Below are 17,251 nucleotides of genomic sequence, written 5' to 3' on the forward strand. Positions count from 1 at the left end.
ATTATTCTTTGAAATGAGGAGATTCAATGCCAACTCCGAGTATGGAGGATTATATCGAACAAATATATATATTAATTGATACAAAAGGTTATGCAAGAGTTTCAGATATTGCAGAAGCACTGAAGGTCCATCCATCTTCGGTCACGAAAATGGTGCAGAAATTAGATAAAGATGAATATTTAAACTATGAAAAATACAGAGGGTTAATCCTGACACAAAAAGGAAATAAAATCGGCGAACGATTAGTTTTCAGACATACACTCTTAGAACAATTTCTAGAGATTATTGGTGTAGAAAAAGAAAATATATATGATGATGTGGAAGGAATAGAACATCACCTGAGCTGGAACTCCATTGACCGGATCGGTGATTTAGTCACCTATTTTAAAGATGATGAAACCCGTATGGAAAAATTAAAGGAAATACAAACAGAAACAAAAGACAGCTGAAAAGTCTGACTAGATATGTTTAAGCCAAAATTACTCCTTTCTAAAATTCTTCTCTTCCCCTTTTGCCAAAATTGGTTCTATTTGTCTCTGCTGATGCTTAAAAATATAGAAAAAGCAGAAGGAGAGAGCTGATGAAAATTGATGCAGTGTTTTCCGGTGGCGGGGTTAAAGCTTTTGCGTTTTTAGGTGCACTGGAAAGTATGGAAGAAAACAAACTGCAGATAGAGCGGGTTGCGGGAACATCTGCAGGGGCAATTGTTGCCTCTTTTTTAGCTGCAGACTACCGGTATAAAGAGATAGATAAACTGCTTAGTGAATTGGACTTAAAGGAATTTCTGGATCCGCCAAATTTGATTAAATTGCTCCCTTTCACAAAATGGTTTTTCTTATATTTTCAACTGGGAATATACAAAGGCGATAAATTAGAGCGATGGCTGCAACAACAGCTTGCGAAAAAAAACGTTCATACATTTAATGATCTAAAACCTGGATATCTGAAAGTGGTAGTGAGTGATCTTTCCCTGGGGAGACTTGTAATCATACCTGACGATCTGCAAAGGATATATGGAATTGATCCAAATTATTTTCCAGTTTCAAAAGCAGTAAGGATGAGTGCAGGTTTTCCTTATTTTTTTATGCCTAAAAAACTGCCCGGAAAAAGAACGAAAAAAAGTATTATTGTAGATGGTGGACTATTGAGTAATTTCCCCCTGTGGATATTCGAGAATGGGGAAGAAAAGGATACTCGGCCCATTTTAGGGGTTAAATTAACAGGCGCCGTCCAGGACCAGCAGGCAAGAGATATTCATAATGCACTAGATATGTTTCACGCACTTTTTTCGACGATGAAACAGGCCCATGACGCACGCTATATATCAAAATTGCATAAAACCAATATTATTTTTATTCCCTCAGGAGACGTTGGAACTACTGAATTTCATTTGGATGAAAAGGCTAAGCAAGAATTAATTGCAGCAGGTCGAAATAGTGCTGATCATTTTTTAGAATATTGGCCGAAGTAGATTCAAAAACTGAAGTGGCTTCGTAGATATTAAGTAATCAATGACCACAAGCATTCCCCCAAAAAAAGAAAGAACCTGGCTGCCGTTAAAGACTGGCTCGGTCCTTTCTTTTATTTTTATTGCCATCAATCACACGCAGATGGGATGCACGTTTGCTTCTTTTTCTAGGCAAACCCGGTTTTTGCTTTTTTGAATTGGCTTCCTGCTTGCCGGGGTTTTGATTTTTGTATTTTGCTTTTGATTGCTTTACCGCTTTTTTGTATTTATTCATATCATTTGAAGCTGCTGGCTTTCTTAGAAAGACAAAATAGATTACCGCAAAAACAGCAGCGGCGACTCCCAGCATGATTAAAATGTTTGTCAGGAAATTTGCTGTATTGGTGAAGAGTTGTGAAATTAATCCCACAAGCGCCAAACCTATGATTACATAAACGAAAAGGGAAATTTTTTTACGATTCATCAGAATGTCCTCCTTTCTATCAAAAGGTTTTTACTACCTTATTTCTTGTATACCACTAATCTCCGTTTTTATATCATTTTATTTGAAAAATAATTGATAAATGGGATCTACCATAGATTATTTCCCTTTTGTCTTAGAAATATTCAAGAGGATGTTCATAAAGTCACCAAATTATAAGCGGTGAATCCCGCACGAATGATTGTTTTTGAAAAGCGTATGCACCTGCGTCTATAAGCTTGATCTGGGAAGCTATGTTCCTTGGTGCAAGGCAGCAAAGAAGTTTCTCAGGTAGTAGCCTCGGCATTCACGTATCAATTGCATACGTTCCAAATCCCTTTTCCTTCGTGCGATGCTTATTCTGTGAAGCTTTGTCTAGCACTCAAAACCTCGCCGCTTCGGACTTCGTGCTTCTAATAAGGAAACTTTTTAATAACACACTTTAAGAGTAATACTAATTATTTTCAGATAATGCTTATTATCCATTTTACTAGATAAAATGAAATAAAACTACTGAAAAATCAAAATGATTGGTTTTACGGTAATTGGCAATAATACATCTTGGAGGTGGCAGTTATGACAGAAGAAAAGCAATTGGATCAGAATAAAAGGGAAAACCGGATATCTATATTATCAAGGTCTTTAATCACCGGATTTATTGGTGGACTGATTTGGAGTTTGTTTGGTGTAATTATGTATTATTTCAATTTTTCCGAAGTTGCTCCAAAATCATTTTTACTCAGATCATGGCTTACTGCAGAATGGACAAGCGGTTGGTTGGGCGATCTTGTTTCCATCGTATTTGCAGGTGTTTTATCATTAATAGCAGCTTTAATTTACTATGGACTGTTAAAAAAGGTGAATTCAATGTGGATGGGGTTGGTTTTCGGTGTGATTCTTTGGGGAATTATTTTTTATTTGCTTCAGCCAATATTTTCAAATATCCCTGCACTGGTTGAGCTAAATAAAAATACAATCGTATCTACAATATGTTTATTTATATTATATGGAACATTTGTAGGATATTCCATCTCGTATGATTATCATGATGCAAAATTAAACAAACAAAAGGGCTGACTGATTCAAACAAGTCAATCAGTATTATCGTTATTCAAATGAATATGTTTATGGTAAACTAAAAAAACAAGTGGATTATCACAAATTTCCAAACAGATATAGAAAGGGATGGAGAAATGGGGAAAATTGAAAAACTGCGAAACGCACTTGAAACGAATGAAATTGACGCAATATTGATAACGAGCACAATAAACAGAAGATATATTACAGGTTTTACAGGAACCGCCGGAGCAGCTCTTATCAGCAAAAATAGTGCTGTTTTTATCACGGACTTCAGATACACGGAGCAAGCAAAAGAACAAGCTGCAGGCTTTCAGGTGGTTGAACACAAACAACAAATCGAACTGGAGATAAGAGACCAGCTAAAAAGCATGAATGTTAAACGTCTAGGGTTTGAAAAGGATCAAATTACCTATAGCCAATACGAACAATATAAGAAGGTTCTTGAAACAGAACTGGTTCCAGTTGGTGGGATAGTTGAAGAACTTCGTTTAACCAAAACAAATGATGAACTCGAAATTATGAAAAAAGCTGCAACAATTGCAGATGATGCATTTGCACATATTCAAGGTTACATTAAACCAGGAGTTAGAGAAATTGATATATCCAATGAACTGGAATTCTTTATGCGCAAGCAAGGAGCTGTTTCATCAAGTTTTGATATTATCGTAGCTTCTGGTCAAAGATCTGCTCTTCCGCATGGTGTTGCATCAGAGAAAAAAATTCAGTCGGGGGAGCTGGTAACCCTGGATTATGGCGCATTATATAAAGGCTATTGTTCGGATATAACAAGGACTTTTGCTGTTGGAGAAATCAGTGATGAGTTGAGAAAAATTTATGATACTGTACTTGAGGCACAATTAAGAGGTGTAAATGGCATTAAACCCGGAATTACCGGAAAAGAGGCAGATGCACTGACCCGTGATTACATAAGTGATGCGGGATATGTGGATTATTTTGGCCACTCAACTGGTCATGGGCTGGGGCTTGAAGTTCATGAAGCACCAGGCCTCTCTTACCGTTCTGATAAAAAGCTGGCAGCTGGAATGGTTGTAACAGTTGAGCCTGGGATTTATGTTCCCGGAATAGGTGGCTGCAGAATTGAAGATGACGTTATTGTAACAGAGACCGGAAATGAGCGTTTAACATCTGCACCAAAGGACCTGATTACTTTATAATGCAGCTTTCGTGAAACTGTAAAAGAACCGGATAACAAAAGGGAGGAACTCGAAATGATTTCAGTAAATGATTTTAAAACTGGGTTAACAATAGAAGTAGACAACGATATATGGCAGGTAATGGAATTTCAGCATGTGAAGCCTGGTAAGGGTGCCGCATTCGTCCGTTCGAAACTGCGGAATCTAAGAAGCGGCAATATTCAGGAAAAAACATTCCGAGGCGGGGAAAAAGTAGCGAAAGCACATATTGAAAACAAAAAAATGCAGTATTTGTATGCTTCCGGTGATTCCCATGCATTTATGGATACAAATACGTATGAACAAATAGAATTACAAACAAATCAGATAGAATATGAGTTAAAATTCATGAAAGAGAATATGGAAGTTCATATAATCACATATGAAGGAGAAATTCTTGGGGTTCAGCTGCCAAACAATGTGGAACTGGAGGTAAGTGAAACAGAACCAGGAATTAAAGGGGATACCGCCAGTGGTGGTTCCAAATCAGCAGTAATGGAAACCGGATTAACTGTTCAGGTCCCGTTCTTTATCAACCAAGGGGAAATGCTGGTTATCAATACATCTGATGGAAAATATGTATCAAGAGCAAATTAAATATAGATGATTCAAAAAACAGTCCTTACTCTAAAGGGCTGTTTTTTTGTTTCAAAAAAAGGAAGCACTAATGGCTAACCATCTTAGCCAATGGCAGTGACGAGTCATAATTCGGTGATCTCTACATACATTTACTTATAAAGCTACTGCTCAAAAAGTGAGGACATGCCTATGGAAGAAATACTTCGTTTATTCCCTGATAAGATGAAACAGCCGATCGAAAAGAAAATAAATGATAGATGGCAGTTTTTACAGGAAATTAGATTCAGGCTTCATCAGCCTATTGAGCTCATTTTTAATCAGAATACAGAATGGGTGGAAATGGTCAGACCAGACAGAAAAGACAGTGTTTTTGTTATCAATCAGCTTAGTGAGTATTCGCTATACAGGATGGAGGATGAATTGCGTGATGGTTATATTACTATTGAAGGCGGTCACCGAGTCGGACTTGCAGGAAAAGTTAATACGATTAATGGTTCCGTGAAAGCAGTTCAGTATATAACATTTTTAAATATCCGCATCGCAAAGGAACAAATAGGTGCTGCAGTTCCTATTATTCCATATATCTATACAAATCAGTACTGCAATACACTTTTTGCCGGGGCACCGCAAACGGGAAAAACAACTTTGATCCGGGATGCAGCAAGGGTGATAGCTTCAGGATGGGCAAGCATTGGAGCAAAAAAAGTAGGGATAATAGATGAACGATCGGAAATTGCTGCATCCAGAAAGGGTGTCCCCCAACACGATCTGGGACTTAGAAGCGACGTTATGGATGCCTGTCCAAAATCAGAAGGAATGATGATGATGATTCGCTCTATGTCTCCAGATGTTCTGGTCGTAGATGAAATAGGCAGTTCAGAGGATGTCCGATCATTATTAGAAGCAATTAATGCTGGAGTCACAGTTATATGCACCATACATGGAGATTCACTGGACGAGCTAAAGAAGAGGCCGTCATTAGAACCTTTATTCAGCCATAAAGTATTTCAAAGGATAATTATTTTAAAAAGAGATAAGAAGCCCGGCCAAATTCAGAAAATCTATGATCAGAATGAAAGAAATATCTTAGGAGAATCGGGGTGCCGTCGGGATGAAATGGATTGGAGCACTTCTTTTCATAGCAACATCAACCTGGGCAGGCTTTGAATGGAGCAGAAGATTGAATAAACGTCCAAAACACATCAGGCAGCTTAAAAACTCACTTCAGATATTGGAGGCTGAAATTTTATACAGTCAGCTGCCGCTTCAGGATGCTTTCACAACCATTTCCAGGCAAATTCCCCAGCCCATGAAAACATTTTTTGAATCTCTAGGATTAGGCATGAAGGAAAAAAACTTCGACTTCCATGAGTTGTGGGAAAAGAATGTATCTGATCTGGAAGTTGGCACCTGTCTTGGAAGCAATGAGATCGAAATACTTTTCCAATTTGGAAGAACATTGGGACAGCATGATTTTTTTCAGCAGCAAAAGCAAATTCAGCTAACAATCAGTCATCTGAATCGGGAGCTGGAGGAAGCCAGGGATAATCAACATAGATATAGCAAAATGGCTAAAAGTTTGGGAGTATTATGCGGATTGTTTATCGTTTTGCTCCTTATATAGAATCAAAGGCACAAGCGCCTGACGTAGCTATCCCTAATAAAAAAATCCACAGCCATAAAAATATTTAGGTCTTATATAGCAAGAAAGGGGTACATCCATGCTGACAGATGCATCCATATTATTTCAAATAGCAGGAATAGGTATTATCGTAGCTTTAATTCACACAATACTTAAGCAAATGGGAAAGGAAGAAATCGCTCAATTTGCTACACTGATAGGATTTATAATTGTATTAGTTATTGTGATTAACGGGCTTTCTGATTTATTTCAGCAGATAAAATCCGTATTTCTTTTCCAGGGGTAATGCAGATGGATATATTGCAAATTGTTATTTTGGGAATTATTGCAAGCATTTTATATATCATTTTAAAAGATCTGAACAACTCCCTGGCATTTTTCCTGATTATTATAACTGGAATCATTATTTTTCTTGCTGTAATCAGTCATATCAATACAATTTTTCAGTTAATAGAGACCTTGGGAAATAAAGCAAACATACAGGGGATGTATCTGGAAACGATACTAAAAATTATTGGCATTGCTTATATAGCAGAGCTTGGGGCAAGTCTTACGAAGGATGCGGGTCTGGGATCTGTAGCCACCAAAATTGAGCTGGCTGGAAAAATATTTATTTTATTGCTGGCTGTCCCAATTATCACGGCAGTTATCGAAGCTATTTTAAGTTTTTTGCCTGATGTATAGGCCTGAATGTCTGACTGAAGGAGGCACTTATGGTGGATGAAATTTAAAATACTTATATTAATCCCGGTCGTTTTGATTTTATTAATAACTGGACAGGCCACTGTATCTGCAACTCCTGATGCCAATAATATTGAAAATGCTATGTTAAATGAACTCTCATTGGATGGGGTTCAAAACTATTGGAAAGAGCTTGTTGATGAGTATGGAGGATATATACCAGAACTGGATAAAACAAGCCTATATGAATTTATAAAAAGTAATGGTGAATTATCATTAAAAAGTGTATTTTCAGGTTTTCTGAAGTTTTTGTTTCATGAGCTGATCCTAAATGGGAAATTGCTTGGATCGTTAATTATGCTTACTTTATTTTCAATCATATTACAAACAATGCATAATGCATTTGAAAAAAGTGCAGTTAGTAAGATTGCTTATTTTGTAGTATACATTGTTCTGATTTTCATTGCATTAAACAGCTTTTATTTGGCGGTTTCCTATACAAAAGAGGCAATTGATACTATGAGCAGTTTCATGATCGCTCTTTTGCCTCTGGTTCTTGGGTTAATGGGAACATTTGGGAGTGTAATATCTGTTTCATTTTTTCATCCGATCATCCTTTTCCTTATTCCTTTAAGCGGTGTTCTTATTTCAACTTTTATTTTGCCATTATTATTTTTATCTGCTTTATTGCTGATTGTCAGCAGTTTAAATGATAATTATAAAGTCACTCATCTGGCGAACCTATTTAAAACAGTTGCTCTGGGTACACTCGGCGTATTTTTAACGATATTCCTTGGAGTGATGTCTGTCCAAGGCGCTGCAAGTGCGATCCAAGATGGAGTTGCAATGAAAACAGCGAAATTTATAACGGGGAACTTTATACCAGTTGTTGGACGTACGTTTACCGATGCCGCGGATACAATTTTAAGCGCATCATTACTTTTGAAAAATGCAGTGGGCATAGTTGGCTTGATCTTTATTGTATTTTTGGCTTTGTTTCCCGCCATTAAGATCTTTGCAATAGCTGTTATTTATAAAATTGCGGCGGCCGTTTTGCAGCCGATTGGGGAAGGACCTGTAATTACAAGTTTAAATACGATAAGCAAATATATTATATACATTCTGGCTTGCTTACTGGCAGTATCCTTCATGTTTTTGCTGGCAATTGTGATTATTGTTGCAGCAAGTAATATTACGCTGCTTTTGAGATAGGGTGATAGATATGGACGCTTTAATAGAATGGGTAACCCAAATTATAATCTTTTTGTTACTTGCTGCAATTATTGATTTATTAATTCCGGCAACTGCAATGAAAAAATATATTAAGCTGGCAGTTGGTTTGCTATTAATATTAATTTTATTAAAACCTGTCTTTTATATTTTCAATATTGACATGGGACAAGAATTGAAAAACGCGTTTGTTCAGCTGGATCAGGAGGAAGTCAGGAATAATTCAGCAGAAAATTCTATTGAAATTCAAAAAAATGAAATACAAGCATCACAAGATGCATATATTTTAGAACAAGTGGCTGTCCCATTAAAAGATTTGGCAAAAGATTCTTTGCTAGAGCAGTATCAGGCTGAAATTATTGACCTGGAATTTAAATTTGCAAGCGACACCCAGGCAACTGATAACAATCTGTTTGAGAATCTGGAAGAGGTCATTGTTTATCTAAGAGAATTAGGGGATGAGGAGGGTGCAGTGAGTGTTGTAGATGACATTGTAATTAATACAGATGACCCGTCAGAAAATGAAAAGGGACAAGATGATGAAGACATAAAAGATTTATTGCGAGAGGTATGGGAGCTAAAAAACAAGGACTTAACGATCATATGGGAGGGAGGGGCATCTTGAAGCACAGAATCGAAAAATTCCTGCAGCAGAAAGAAGATGGGAAGTTTAAACCGCCATCTAAAAAAGTCGGATATATAATTATTATGGCTTTAGTCGGTTTATTGCTGATCATACTTGGAAATGTATTTTCATCCTCGCCAGATGAGACAGAAAATGAAAGTCAATTAGATATTCAAATGCAACAAAATGTTCAGGAAACTAGTTCGGAGGAAGTATCTGAAACTTCTGATGTATCTGAACTCGAAGCTAGCTATAAAAAGGACCTGGAAGAAATGCTTAATAAAATACAAGGGGTATCTGATGCGGAAGTAATGATAAATCTCGATTCAACAAAAGTAAAGGTATACCAGAAAAACCTTATTAAAGGTCAGCAGAAAACCGATGAATCTGATCGCAATGGCGGAACACGAAAAGTTGAGGACAGTACAGAAGATTCACAAACAGTATTAGTCAGACAAGGAGATAAAGAAGTGCCGCTGTTAATACAAACAAAAAAGCCTGAAGTAAGAGGTGTTTTTGCAGTCGCACAAGGAGCTGACCATGCTTCTGTAAAACAATGGATGGTAAAGGCAATATCACGTGTGCTTGATGTTCCAACACACAGAATCTCTGTAATGCCGAAAAATTAAAGGGAGGAAAAAAAATGTTAAAAAAACAAACGGTGTGGCTTCTGACAATGTTAAGTTTAATGATTGTACTGAGTGTCTACTATATGACCTCAGATACGGATGACCTGGCATATATAGATAATGGTCAAAATGATTCCGAGCAAGCTGCCACAACAGATTCAGGGGAAGCAGAAGGGGATGATGCAACAGTTGAGGACATGACCAATCTTGGGGGAGATGAACTTTATACTACAATGCGTATGGAAGTACAGGATGATAGAAGTATGCAAATTGCCCGCCTTGAAGAAATTGTAACATCCGGTTCTTCAACCATTGATGAAAAGGACCAGGCCCTTAAGGACATAGACGTCTTGGAAAGTTTATCGACAAAGGAAAAGATTTTAGAGCAATCAATCTTGACAAACAATGAGTACCAGGATGTGCTGGTCCGTTCAGAAGATGATAAGGTTCATGTAAGTGTAAAAGTGGATCAGCTTACAAATACGGAGGTAGTTAATATCATGCAGCTGGTCAGGGAAGAATTTGGGGATATACCGGTAAACGTAAATTATCAGCCTAATTTGGATGAATAACAGAAAGAACCCGAGCAAAAATAATTGCTCGGGTATTTTCATGGTGTTAACTTATAAACCATTCGCAATGGTACCGTAATATTGCTATAATTAAACTGTGAAAGCGATTTTAGATTACATAGTAATGTGTAAACTTATCGGTAAACCTTGATGTTTTGTAATGATTTATCGTAAAATGTTAAGAGGTGTTATTAGTACCTAATAGTAAAAGCTGACAATGAAAGGGTGCCAGAAATGTTAAAAGTTCAGGAAATACGTGAAATAATCAAATTGATAGACCAATCTTCCATTAGCGAATTTACCTATGAAACAAACGGAACTACAGTATCAATGAAAAAAAATAATGGAAATAATACTGTTCAAACACAAGTTCAGCCTGTAATTTCAATGGAACAGCAATCAAACGATACACCTAAAACAGAAGTACAGGAACAAACTGTGCCAAGTACATCTGAAACACCAGAAAAAAAGACTGAACTGGAAAGTAAAACCGAATATGATTATGAAATCGTCTCACCTATGGTCGGCACGCTTTATACAGCCGCGTCACCGGAAAGTGACCCATACGTATCAAAGGGCAGTGCAGTTGAAAAAGATACGGTTGTATGTATCGTCGAAGCAATGAAATTATTTAATGAGATTGAAGCAGAAGTCTCTGGTGAAATTGTTGAAATATTGGCTGAAGATGGCGAGCTAGTTGAATATGGTCAGCCATTGTTTAGAGTAAAGTCTAGGTGAGGGGATGTATCAAGTGATAAAAAAACTGTTAATTGCTAACAGAGGGGAGATAGCAGTACGGATTATACGTGCATGCAAAGAGATGGGAATCGAAACTGTTGCTGTATATTCAGAAGCAGATAAAGAATCATTGCATGTTCAATTAGCAGATGAAGCATACTGCATCGGTCCAACCTTAAGTAAGGACAGCTATCTTAATTTTACTAACATAATGAGTGTGGCAACACTGACAGAGGTTCAAGCCATCCATCCTGGATATGGTTTTTTAGCAGAGAATGCTGACTTTGCAGAAATTTGCAGGGAATGTAATATAACTTTTGTTGGACCTACTCCGGAGGCCATTCAAAAAATGGGGATTAAGGATGTTGCCAGGGAAACAATGGCAAAAGCCAATGTCCCTATTGTGCCAGGTTCTGATGGGATCATAGAAAATGAGGAACAAGCAAAAGAAATAGCAGAAAGTATTGGTTATCCGGTTATTATTAAAGCCACTGCCGGGGGTGGCGGAAAAGGAATCCGGGTTGCAAGAACAGAAGAAGATCTGATTAAAGGCATACAGGTTACCCAAAAAGAAGCTGAAACAGCATTTGGAAACGCTGGTGTATATATCGAAAAATATATTGAAGATTTTCGTCATGTTGAAATCCAGATCCTGGCTGATAAACATGGAAACGTTATACACTTGGGAGAGAGAGACTGCACAATTCAAAGAAGGCTGCAAAAGCTGATTGAAGAATCACCATCACCGGCACTGACACCGGAAATACGGCAGAAAATGGGTGAGGCTTCCGTTAAAGCTGCAAAAGCAGTAAATTACGAAGGTGCTGGTACCATCGAATACATTTTTGACAGAGAAAGCAAAGAATTTTATTTCATGGAGATGAATACCAGAATTCAGGTGGAACATCCTGTCACTGAGATGGTAACTGGTGTGGATTTAATAAAGGAACAGATTAAAATTGCCAATAATGAGGAGCTTTCTTTCAAACAGGGAGATGTAGAATTTGAAGGATGGGCCATTGAATGCAGAATTAACGCAGAGAACCCTTTTAAAAACTTCATGCCTTCTGCTGGTGAGATAAAAATGTATTTGCCTCCAGGAGGTTTAGGTGTAAGAATCGATTCTGCAGCATATCCTGGTTATATGATACCACCTTATTATGATTCCATGATCGCTAAACTCATTGCATATGGTTCTACCCGTGAAGATGCGGTTACCCGCATGAAGCGTGCTTTAGATGAGTTTGTAGTTGAGGGCATTCATACAACTATTCCATTTCATCGCTTAATTATGGATCATGATGTTTTTGTGAAAGGTGATTTTAATACGAAATTTTTAGAGGATAACCCTATACTGGAAACAGAAAAATAGGAGCTGTCCGTAAACTCTCAGGTAAAGGAGTGGGAACATGAGTGAACAACCTTTGTTAAACGTTAGTGAAGATACCAGTCTTGGTAAGGTTGAAATTGCTCCAGAAGTAATCGAGGTTATTGCTGGAATAGCAGCTGCAGAAGTGGATGGACTATTTGCAATGCGGGGTAATTTTGCTTCTGGTGTTGTTGAGAAATTCGGAAAAAAATCCCATAGTAAGGGAGTTAAAGTTGAATTAACTGATAACGGCATTCTAATCGATTTGTTTGTGGTGTTAAACTTTGGGGTTTCAATACCGGAGGTCGCTCAAAATCTGCAGTCAAATATCAGGCAGACCTTGAAAAGTATGACAGCACTGGAAATCGACGAGATTAATGTTCATGTCGTTGGAATTCAGATGGATGGCAAAGAAGGCTCCGGCGAAATAGCTGAATAAATTGATCAAGGTCAGAAGGGAAGGACCCTTTTGACCTTGATTTATTTTTGTATTAATAGTGAATTATTAAGAACTTTTAATTCAACCAGTAACATTACAGATGAAGCATGTTTTCCTGGAAATTAGTCCTACCGGTAAGACGTATTTCAAGTGTAGGTGTTTCTAGCTTATCCATCTTAATCGTGTTATTATTTGAAAGAGAAAGTATACCCCTCTAAAAGGAGCTAGAAAGAATGAACCGACATACAGCTAGGGAAAAAGCATTTCAAATACTTTTCCAATTGGATATCAACGATAATGAACCAAAGACTGCAATTCAGGATTTTCTGGAAACGGAAGAGACTAATGAGTTTTTGGCTGCACTGGTGGAGGGTGTTTCGGAAAATAAGAATGAAATCGATAATATAATTGATGAGCATCTTGAAAATTGGACGCTGAAACGCATTGCTGCCGTTGAAAAAACAATCTTGAGAATTGCGACATTCGAAATTAAATTTATAAATGATATACCTGTGAGTGTTTCCATAAACGAAGCAATTGAACTTGGCAATAGTTATGGAGATGATAAATCAGGCAAATTTATTAATGGTGTCTTATCAAAAATCATTGCATAAAAGGGGATGTTAGATTTTGACTGGTACAATTATAAATGGTAAAGAACTAGCACAAGAACTTCGGCAAAATATGAAGGGTGAAGTTTTACAATTAAAAGAACGTGGAGTCACTCCTCATTTAAGTGTTATATTAATCGGGGATAATCCTGCTTCAAAATCTTATGTCAATGGTAAAAAGAAAGCCTCGGATGAGGTTGGAATATCATCTGAAGTTATTGAATTGCCTGCAGAAACTACAGAAGAGAAACTGCTTCATTTAATCGATGACCTTAATAAGAATCATGCAGTACATGGTATTTTAGTTCAGCTGCCGATGCCGGAGCATATCAGGGAACAGCAAGTGATTGAAGCAATTGATCCTTCAAAGGATGTAGATGGATTTCATCCGATAAACATCGGCAGAATGATGACAGGCAAGGATACTTTGCTTCCATGTACTCCTTTTGGAATTATTACCATGCTTAAGTCAAAAAACATTGATATCGCAGGTAAACATGCAGTCGTAATCGGCAGAAGCAATATCGTTGGAAAGCCTGTCGGTCAATTGCTGCTGAACGAAAATGCAACTGTTACGTATTGCCATTCAAAAACAGCTGATTTAAAAGAACATACAAAAAAGGCTGATATACTAATTGTCGCGGTTGGAAAAGCCCATGCAGTGAATGAAGATTTTATTAAAGACGGAGCTGTTGTGATTGATGTTGGCATCAACAGAGTGGATGGTTCGTTAACCGGTGATGTGGATTTCGACAGTGCGAAAAAGAAGGCGGCTTATATAACACCAGTACCAAGAGGTGTTGGTCCGATGACAATTGCTATGCTATTAAAAAATACCATTAAAGCCGCTGAAGGACTGTCTGATAATTGAAGGATAAATATTTAACAGTTACTGCACTGACGAAATACATCAAACGTAAAATTGACACAGATCCGCATTTAAAAAATATCTGGCTTAAGGGTGAGATTTCTAACTTTAAGCATCATAGCCGGGGACATATGTATCTAACAATCAAGGATGATCAGACACGATTGCAGGCAGTTATGTTTGCTGGCAATAACCGGTCACTGAAATTTTATCCTGAAAATGGAATGAATGTACTGATCAGAGGGGAAATCAGTGTCTTTGAAACATATGGCCAATATCAGCTCTATATTCAGCAAATGGAACCTGATGGAATCGGAGCACTTTATTTAGCATTTGAGCAGCTAAAGGAAAAATTACATAAGCTTGGTTATTTTGATCCAGTCCATAAAAAGGAAATTCCATTATATCCAAAACATATAGGGGTTATTACCTCACCAACAGGTGCTGCTGTCCGCGATATTATTACAACAATTAAAAGGAGGTATCCTATTGCTGCAATAACGGTAATTCCTGCCTTAGTACAGGGGCCAAATGCAGCAGCTTCCATACAGCAGGCAATTGAAACTGCAAACAAAAAAGAGTTATTTGATGTGTTGATTGCAGGACGAGGCGGGGGCTCCATAGAGGAATTATGGAGTTTTAATGAAGAAATAGTTGCAAAGGCTATTTTTGAATCACAAATCCCTGTTATCTCTGCGGTTGGGCATGAAACGGATATAACCATCAGTGATTATGTGGCTGATTTACGTGCCCCAACTCCAACCGGTGCTGCAGAAATGGCAGTTCCTTCCCAGTTTGATTTAAAGGAAAGAGTATTCAGCTTAAATCGATCACTGGGAAGGGAAATGAAAAGGCAAATAATTGATCACAAAAAACATATAAACCGGATTGAACAATCTTATGCTTTTCGATATCCCGAACAGCTTCTTAAACAAAAAGAACAGGAACTGGATCGATTCGTGGAAATGATGCTGAAAGCTGCTAATCAAAATATGAAACAGCAGGCTTTGGCTTTTTCAAACCTTAATTCGCGTCTCCTTGCTCAACATCCCAAAAAACAAATAGAACAATATCAAAAAGATCTGTTTCAGCTTATGAGACAGCAAACCAGTAATATGACCCAAATACTTGACAAGAAAAAGCAGCTGGTTCTAAATACAATTGAAAAACTTACACTTTTGAATCCTTTGGAAATAATGAAAAGGGGTTTTGCAATACCATATACCTATCAAGGGGAAATTATAAAGTCTGTGGAGCAGCTAAATGAAGAGGATAAAATAAAAGTAAACTTACAGGATGGAATTCTAAATTGTGAAATCATCAATGTGGAGGGGAAATATGATGAGCGAAACGAATGAAATTACATTCGAACAAGCAATGGAACAACTTGAAAAGGTCGTCGAAAAACTGGAAGGAGGAGACGTACCTCTTGAAAAAGCAATAAATTATTATCAGGAAGGTATGAACCTCTCCAAAATTTGTAATGATAAACTTACAAATGTCCAGGCAAAAATGACACAAATCATCAATGACCGAGGAGAAATGGAACCCTTTGAAATACAGGAGGAAGAATAATTGTGCAGGAAAACTTAAACGACTATCTGGATAATCAAAAACAACTGATTGAAGAGAATCTTAGAAACTATTTACAGCATTTATCCATTCCAAGTCAATTGAAGGAATCAATGATTTATTCCCTTGAGGCAGGAGGGAAACGTCTTCGGCCGATATTGCTTTTCGCAAGCTGTCAGGCTTATGGCGGTAATGTTTCAAAGACATTATCATCAGCGGCAGCTCTGGAAATGATACATACCTACTCTCTGATTCATGATGATCTGCCGGCAATGGATGATGATGATTACAGACGTGGTAAACCTACAAATCATAAAGTGTTCGATGAAGCTACGGCAATACTTGCGGGTGATGCTTTATTAACATACAGCTTTGAGATTATAACTAATGATCCCGTTTTGACGGATCAGCAAAAAGTTAAGCTGACAGGAATGATGGCGACTGTCGCTGGACCGCGTGGCATGGTTGGTGGTCAAATATTGGATATGGAAGCAGAAATAAATCCTGTTTCATTAGAAGAACTGGAACATATCCATGCACTGAAAACTGGAGAATTATTGCAATTTGCTGTCTTTGCAGGAGCATACCTGAGCAGCGCAACTGATGAACAATTGAAAGCTTTAAAGGATTTTGCTCATTATCTGGGACTGATTTTTCAGGTTCAGGATGATATTCTTGATGTTGTCGGAGACCCTGATAAAATTGGTAAAGCAATTGGAAGTGATGAGCTTAATCAAAAAAGTACGTATCCAAAGCTGCTGGGAATTGATGGTGCGATAGAGCAGAAGCAAAAATATGTAAATAAAGCAAAAGAAGCACTAAAAAAAGCAGATGCACTCGATACTACATTAAACTCACTCATAGATTATTTCAGCCATAGAGACCACTAGCACATATTTAATTAAATATGTTATAATATTATTATAAAAGGAATGGTACAGTATTCTAGTCAGTCCTCCGTTCCTGAAGGCGGGGCTAAAAATTCGCCAAAGGGCACATCGATGAAGTTCCTTGTGTAGGCTTGAGGCGCCCAGCCTTGGGTCTATGCTGGGAGTTAAGGATTTCGGGCGATCCACAAAGGCATGTGGGCGTTGACCCGATTTCCGTGGAGGCCCATCACTGTAGTGACAGCTAAGCCTAGTTGTTGCTATGGAATGGGGTATGAACCTGCATATGTGGTAAGGGACACCTTATTTGCAGCGTAGCCTGCCTTGAGTGGTGTGTGAGGGGATTAGAGTTTTATATGATATGTTCAGTTGGCCACTAATGTATCCATTTTATTTCTATGAAATCTCCACTGCAAAAGAGGCTAGGGAACGGTTAAAGACTGCCAGAGGAAATCTCCTAGACTGTTCGAAGACTTTTAAAAGGGATTATAGTGTGGACTAAGTGGTAATCCAGTCTAGCTATTGGTGACAATGCTAAGATGGATTTAAAGGGGAACCGCCTTTATGGCAACATAAGGTATCCGTCTGGGAAAACCTACTGGACCTAA

22 protein-coding genes are annotated in these 17,251 nt (G+C 37.7%); 21 read left to right on the top strand and 1 reads right to left on the bottom strand.

All coding sequences use genetic code 11. The annotated features are described in order from the left end of the window. Positions 1 to 26: 26 nt before the first annotated feature. Together mntR and CIL03_RS02320 are read left to right on the top strand one after the other, a co-directional pair. Positions 27 to 449 carry a transcriptional regulator MntR gene (gene mntR, locus CIL03_RS02315; protein WP_094883589.1) on the top strand — a complete coding sequence of 141 codons (423 nt, stop codon included), beginning with the start codon at positions 27 to 29 and terminating at the stop codon, positions 447 to 449. Between the two features lie 131 nt (positions 450 to 580). Continuing rightward, positions 581 to 1,471, top strand: coding sequence for a patatin-like phospholipase family protein (locus CIL03_RS02320; protein ID WP_094883590.1), 891 nt, complete (start codon positions 581 to 583; stop codon positions 1,469 to 1,471). 85 nt (positions 1,472 to 1,556) lie between these two features. On the opposite strand, the gene CIL03_RS02325 is transcribed toward CIL03_RS02320, so the two are convergent. Beyond that, positions 1,557 to 1,931, bottom strand: coding sequence for an SA1362 family protein (locus tag CIL03_RS02325; protein WP_094883591.1), 375 nt, complete (start codon positions 1,929 to 1,931; stop codon positions 1,557 to 1,559). A gap of 573 nt (positions 1,932 to 2,504) precedes the next feature. Between CIL03_RS02325 and CIL03_RS02330 the strand changes: the two genes are divergently transcribed. The 19 genes from CIL03_RS02330 to CIL03_RS02420 all read left to right on the top strand — a co-directional run bounded on the left by CIL03_RS02330 (position 2,505) and on the right by CIL03_RS02420 (position 16,646). Then, entirely contained in the window at positions 2,505 to 3,005 is a 501-nt protein-coding gene (locus CIL03_RS02330; protein WP_094883592.1) for a YqhR family membrane protein, read from the top strand. A 116-nt stretch (positions 3,006 to 3,121) separates the two neighbouring features. Next, the gene (locus tag CIL03_RS02335; protein WP_094883593.1) at positions 3,122 to 4,183 is read left to right on the top strand and encodes a M24 family metallopeptidase; all 1,062 of its coding nucleotides are present in this window, start codon (positions 3,122 to 3,124) and stop codon (positions 4,181 to 4,183) included. Between the two features lie 54 nt (positions 4,184 to 4,237). Beyond that, complete coding sequence (gene efp / locus CIL03_RS02340; protein WP_094883594.1) at positions 4,238 to 4,798, top strand: elongation factor P; 561 nt, start codon at positions 4,238 to 4,240, stop codon at positions 4,796 to 4,798. Positions 4,799 to 4,969: 171 nt separating this feature from the next. Beyond that, a complete protein-coding gene (gene spoIIIAA / locus CIL03_RS02345; RefSeq protein WP_094883595.1) occupies positions 4,970 to 5,947 on the top strand; it encodes a stage III sporulation protein AA in 978 nt (325 codons plus the stop codon). Next, entirely contained in the window at positions 5,892 to 6,404 is a 513-nt protein-coding gene (gene spoIIIAB / locus CIL03_RS02350; RefSeq protein ID WP_094883596.1) for a stage III sporulation protein SpoIIIAB, read from the top strand. Before spoIIIAA ends, spoIIIAB begins: the two co-directional genes overlap by 56 nt. 97 nt (positions 6,405 to 6,501) lie before the next feature. Then, positions 6,502 to 6,708 (top strand): stage III sporulation protein AC, encoded by a 207-nt coding sequence (gene spoIIIAC, locus CIL03_RS02355; protein ID WP_094883597.1) that lies wholly within the window; start codon positions 6,502 to 6,504, stop codon positions 6,706 to 6,708. After that, positions 6,708 to 7,106 carry a stage III sporulation protein AD gene (gene spoIIIAD / locus CIL03_RS02360; protein ID WP_240507981.1) on the top strand — a complete coding sequence of 133 codons (399 nt, stop codon included), beginning with the start codon at positions 6,708 to 6,710 and terminating at the stop codon, positions 7,104 to 7,106. Before spoIIIAC ends, spoIIIAD begins: the two co-directional genes overlap by 1 nt. A gap of 36 nt (positions 7,107 to 7,142) precedes the next feature. After that, positions 7,143 to 8,315, top strand: coding sequence for a stage III sporulation protein AE (spoIIIAE, locus tag CIL03_RS02365; RefSeq protein WP_094883599.1), 1,173 nt, complete (start codon positions 7,143 to 7,145; stop codon positions 8,313 to 8,315). Between the two features lie 10 nt (positions 8,316 to 8,325). Further along, entirely contained in the window at positions 8,326 to 8,958 is a 633-nt protein-coding gene (spoIIIAF, locus tag CIL03_RS02370) for a stage III sporulation protein AF (protein WP_094883600.1), read from the top strand. Beyond that, a complete protein-coding gene (gene spoIIIAG, locus CIL03_RS02375) occupies positions 8,955 to 9,587 on the top strand; it encodes a stage III sporulation protein AG (protein WP_240507982.1) in 633 nt (210 codons plus the stop codon). Before spoIIIAF ends, spoIIIAG begins: the two co-directional genes overlap by 4 nt. Before the next feature lie 14 nt (positions 9,588 to 9,601). Further along, the gene (locus CIL03_RS02380) at positions 9,602 to 10,159 is read left to right on the top strand and encodes a SpoIIIAH-like family protein (RefSeq protein ID WP_094883602.1); all 558 of its coding nucleotides are present in this window, start codon (positions 9,602 to 9,604) and stop codon (positions 10,157 to 10,159) included. Between the two features lie 234 nt (positions 10,160 to 10,393). Beyond that, positions 10,394 to 10,897 carry an acetyl-CoA carboxylase biotin carboxyl carrier protein gene (gene accB, locus CIL03_RS02385; protein WP_094883603.1) on the top strand — a complete coding sequence of 168 codons (504 nt, stop codon included), beginning with the start codon at positions 10,394 to 10,396 and terminating at the stop codon, positions 10,895 to 10,897. Between the two features lie 13 nt (positions 10,898 to 10,910). Then, positions 10,911 to 12,269, top strand: a complete 1,359-nt coding sequence (gene accC, locus CIL03_RS02390; RefSeq protein WP_094883604.1) for an acetyl-CoA carboxylase biotin carboxylase subunit — start codon at positions 10,911 to 10,913, stop codon at positions 12,267 to 12,269. Between the two features lie 37 nt (positions 12,270 to 12,306). Continuing rightward, positions 12,307 to 12,705 carry an Asp23/Gls24 family envelope stress response protein gene (locus CIL03_RS02395; protein ID WP_094883605.1) on the top strand — a complete coding sequence of 133 codons (399 nt, stop codon included), beginning with the start codon at positions 12,307 to 12,309 and terminating at the stop codon, positions 12,703 to 12,705. A gap of 233 nt (positions 12,706 to 12,938) precedes the next feature. Continuing rightward, a complete protein-coding gene (gene nusB, locus CIL03_RS02400; protein ID WP_094883606.1) occupies positions 12,939 to 13,319 on the top strand; it encodes a transcription antitermination factor NusB in 381 nt (126 codons plus the stop codon). 16 nt (positions 13,320 to 13,335) lie between these two features. Continuing rightward, positions 13,336 to 14,187: a bifunctional methylenetetrahydrofolate dehydrogenase/methenyltetrahydrofolate cyclohydrolase FolD gene (gene folD / locus CIL03_RS02405; RefSeq protein ID WP_094883607.1), complete on the top strand. Its 852-nt coding sequence runs from the start codon at positions 13,336 to 13,338 to the stop codon at positions 14,185 to 14,187. Beyond that, positions 14,184 to 15,542, top strand: a complete 1,359-nt coding sequence (xseA, locus tag CIL03_RS02410; RefSeq protein ID WP_094883608.1) for an exodeoxyribonuclease VII large subunit — start codon at positions 14,184 to 14,186, stop codon at positions 15,540 to 15,542. The genes folD and xseA overlap by 4 nt, the downstream gene beginning before the upstream one ends. Further along, positions 15,526 to 15,759 carry an exodeoxyribonuclease VII small subunit gene (locus CIL03_RS02415; protein ID WP_094883609.1) on the top strand — a complete coding sequence of 78 codons (234 nt, stop codon included), beginning with the start codon at positions 15,526 to 15,528 and terminating at the stop codon, positions 15,757 to 15,759. The genes xseA and CIL03_RS02415 overlap by 17 nt, the downstream gene beginning before the upstream one ends. A 2-nt stretch (positions 15,760 to 15,761) precedes the next feature. Next, on the top strand, positions 15,762 to 16,646 hold the full coding sequence (locus CIL03_RS02420; RefSeq protein ID WP_094883610.1) for a polyprenyl synthetase family protein: 885 nt from the start codon (positions 15,762 to 15,764) through the stop codon (positions 16,644 to 16,646). The last annotated feature ends 605 nt before the right edge of the window (positions 16,647 to 17,251 follow it).

The organism is Virgibacillus indicus (assembly GCF_002266285.1).
GTDB lineage: Bacteria > Bacillota > Bacilli > Bacillales > Amphibacillaceae > Virgibacillus_K > Virgibacillus_K indicus.

Coding starts and splice junctions, on each gene's coding strand:
- mntR (WP_094883589.1), top strand. CDS start 27: ATGCCAACTCCGAGTATGGAGGATTATATCGAACAAATATATATATTA.
- CIL03_RS02320 (WP_094883590.1), top strand. CDS start 581: ATGAAAATTGATGCAGTGTTTTCCGGTGGCGGGGTTAAAGCTTTTGCG.
- CIL03_RS02325 (WP_094883591.1), bottom strand. CDS start 1,931: ATGAATCGTAAAAAAATTTCCCTTTTCGTTTATGTAATCATAGGTTTG.
- CIL03_RS02330 (WP_094883592.1), top strand. CDS start 2,505: ATGACAGAAGAAAAGCAATTGGATCAGAATAAAAGGGAAAACCGGATA.
- CIL03_RS02335 (WP_094883593.1), top strand. CDS start 3,122: ATGGGGAAAATTGAAAAACTGCGAAACGCACTTGAAACGAATGAAATT.
- efp (WP_094883594.1), top strand. CDS start 4,238: ATGATTTCAGTAAATGATTTTAAAACTGGGTTAACAATAGAAGTAGAC.
- spoIIIAA (WP_094883595.1), top strand. CDS start 4,970: ATGGAAGAAATACTTCGTTTATTCCCTGATAAGATGAAACAGCCGATC.
- spoIIIAB (WP_094883596.1), top strand. CDS start 5,892: ATGAAATGGATTGGAGCACTTCTTTTCATAGCAACATCAACCTGGGCA.
- spoIIIAC (WP_094883597.1), top strand. CDS start 6,502: ATGCTGACAGATGCATCCATATTATTTCAAATAGCAGGAATAGGTATT.
- spoIIIAD (WP_240507981.1), top strand. CDS start 6,708: ATGCAGATGGATATATTGCAAATTGTTATTTTGGGAATTATTGCAAGC.
- spoIIIAE (WP_094883599.1), top strand. CDS start 7,143: ATGAAATTTAAAATACTTATATTAATCCCGGTCGTTTTGATTTTATTA.
- spoIIIAF (WP_094883600.1), top strand. CDS start 8,326: ATGGACGCTTTAATAGAATGGGTAACCCAAATTATAATCTTTTTGTTA.
- CIL03_RS02380 (WP_094883602.1), top strand. CDS start 9,602: ATGTTAAAAAAACAAACGGTGTGGCTTCTGACAATGTTAAGTTTAATG.
- accB (WP_094883603.1), top strand. CDS start 10,394: ATGTTAAAAGTTCAGGAAATACGTGAAATAATCAAATTGATAGACCAA.
- CIL03_RS02395 (WP_094883605.1), top strand. CDS start 12,307: ATGAGTGAACAACCTTTGTTAAACGTTAGTGAAGATACCAGTCTTGGT.
- nusB (WP_094883606.1), top strand. CDS start 12,939: ATGAACCGACATACAGCTAGGGAAAAAGCATTTCAAATACTTTTCCAA.
- CIL03_RS02415 (WP_094883609.1), top strand. CDS start 15,526: ATGAGCGAAACGAATGAAATTACATTCGAACAAGCAATGGAACAACTT.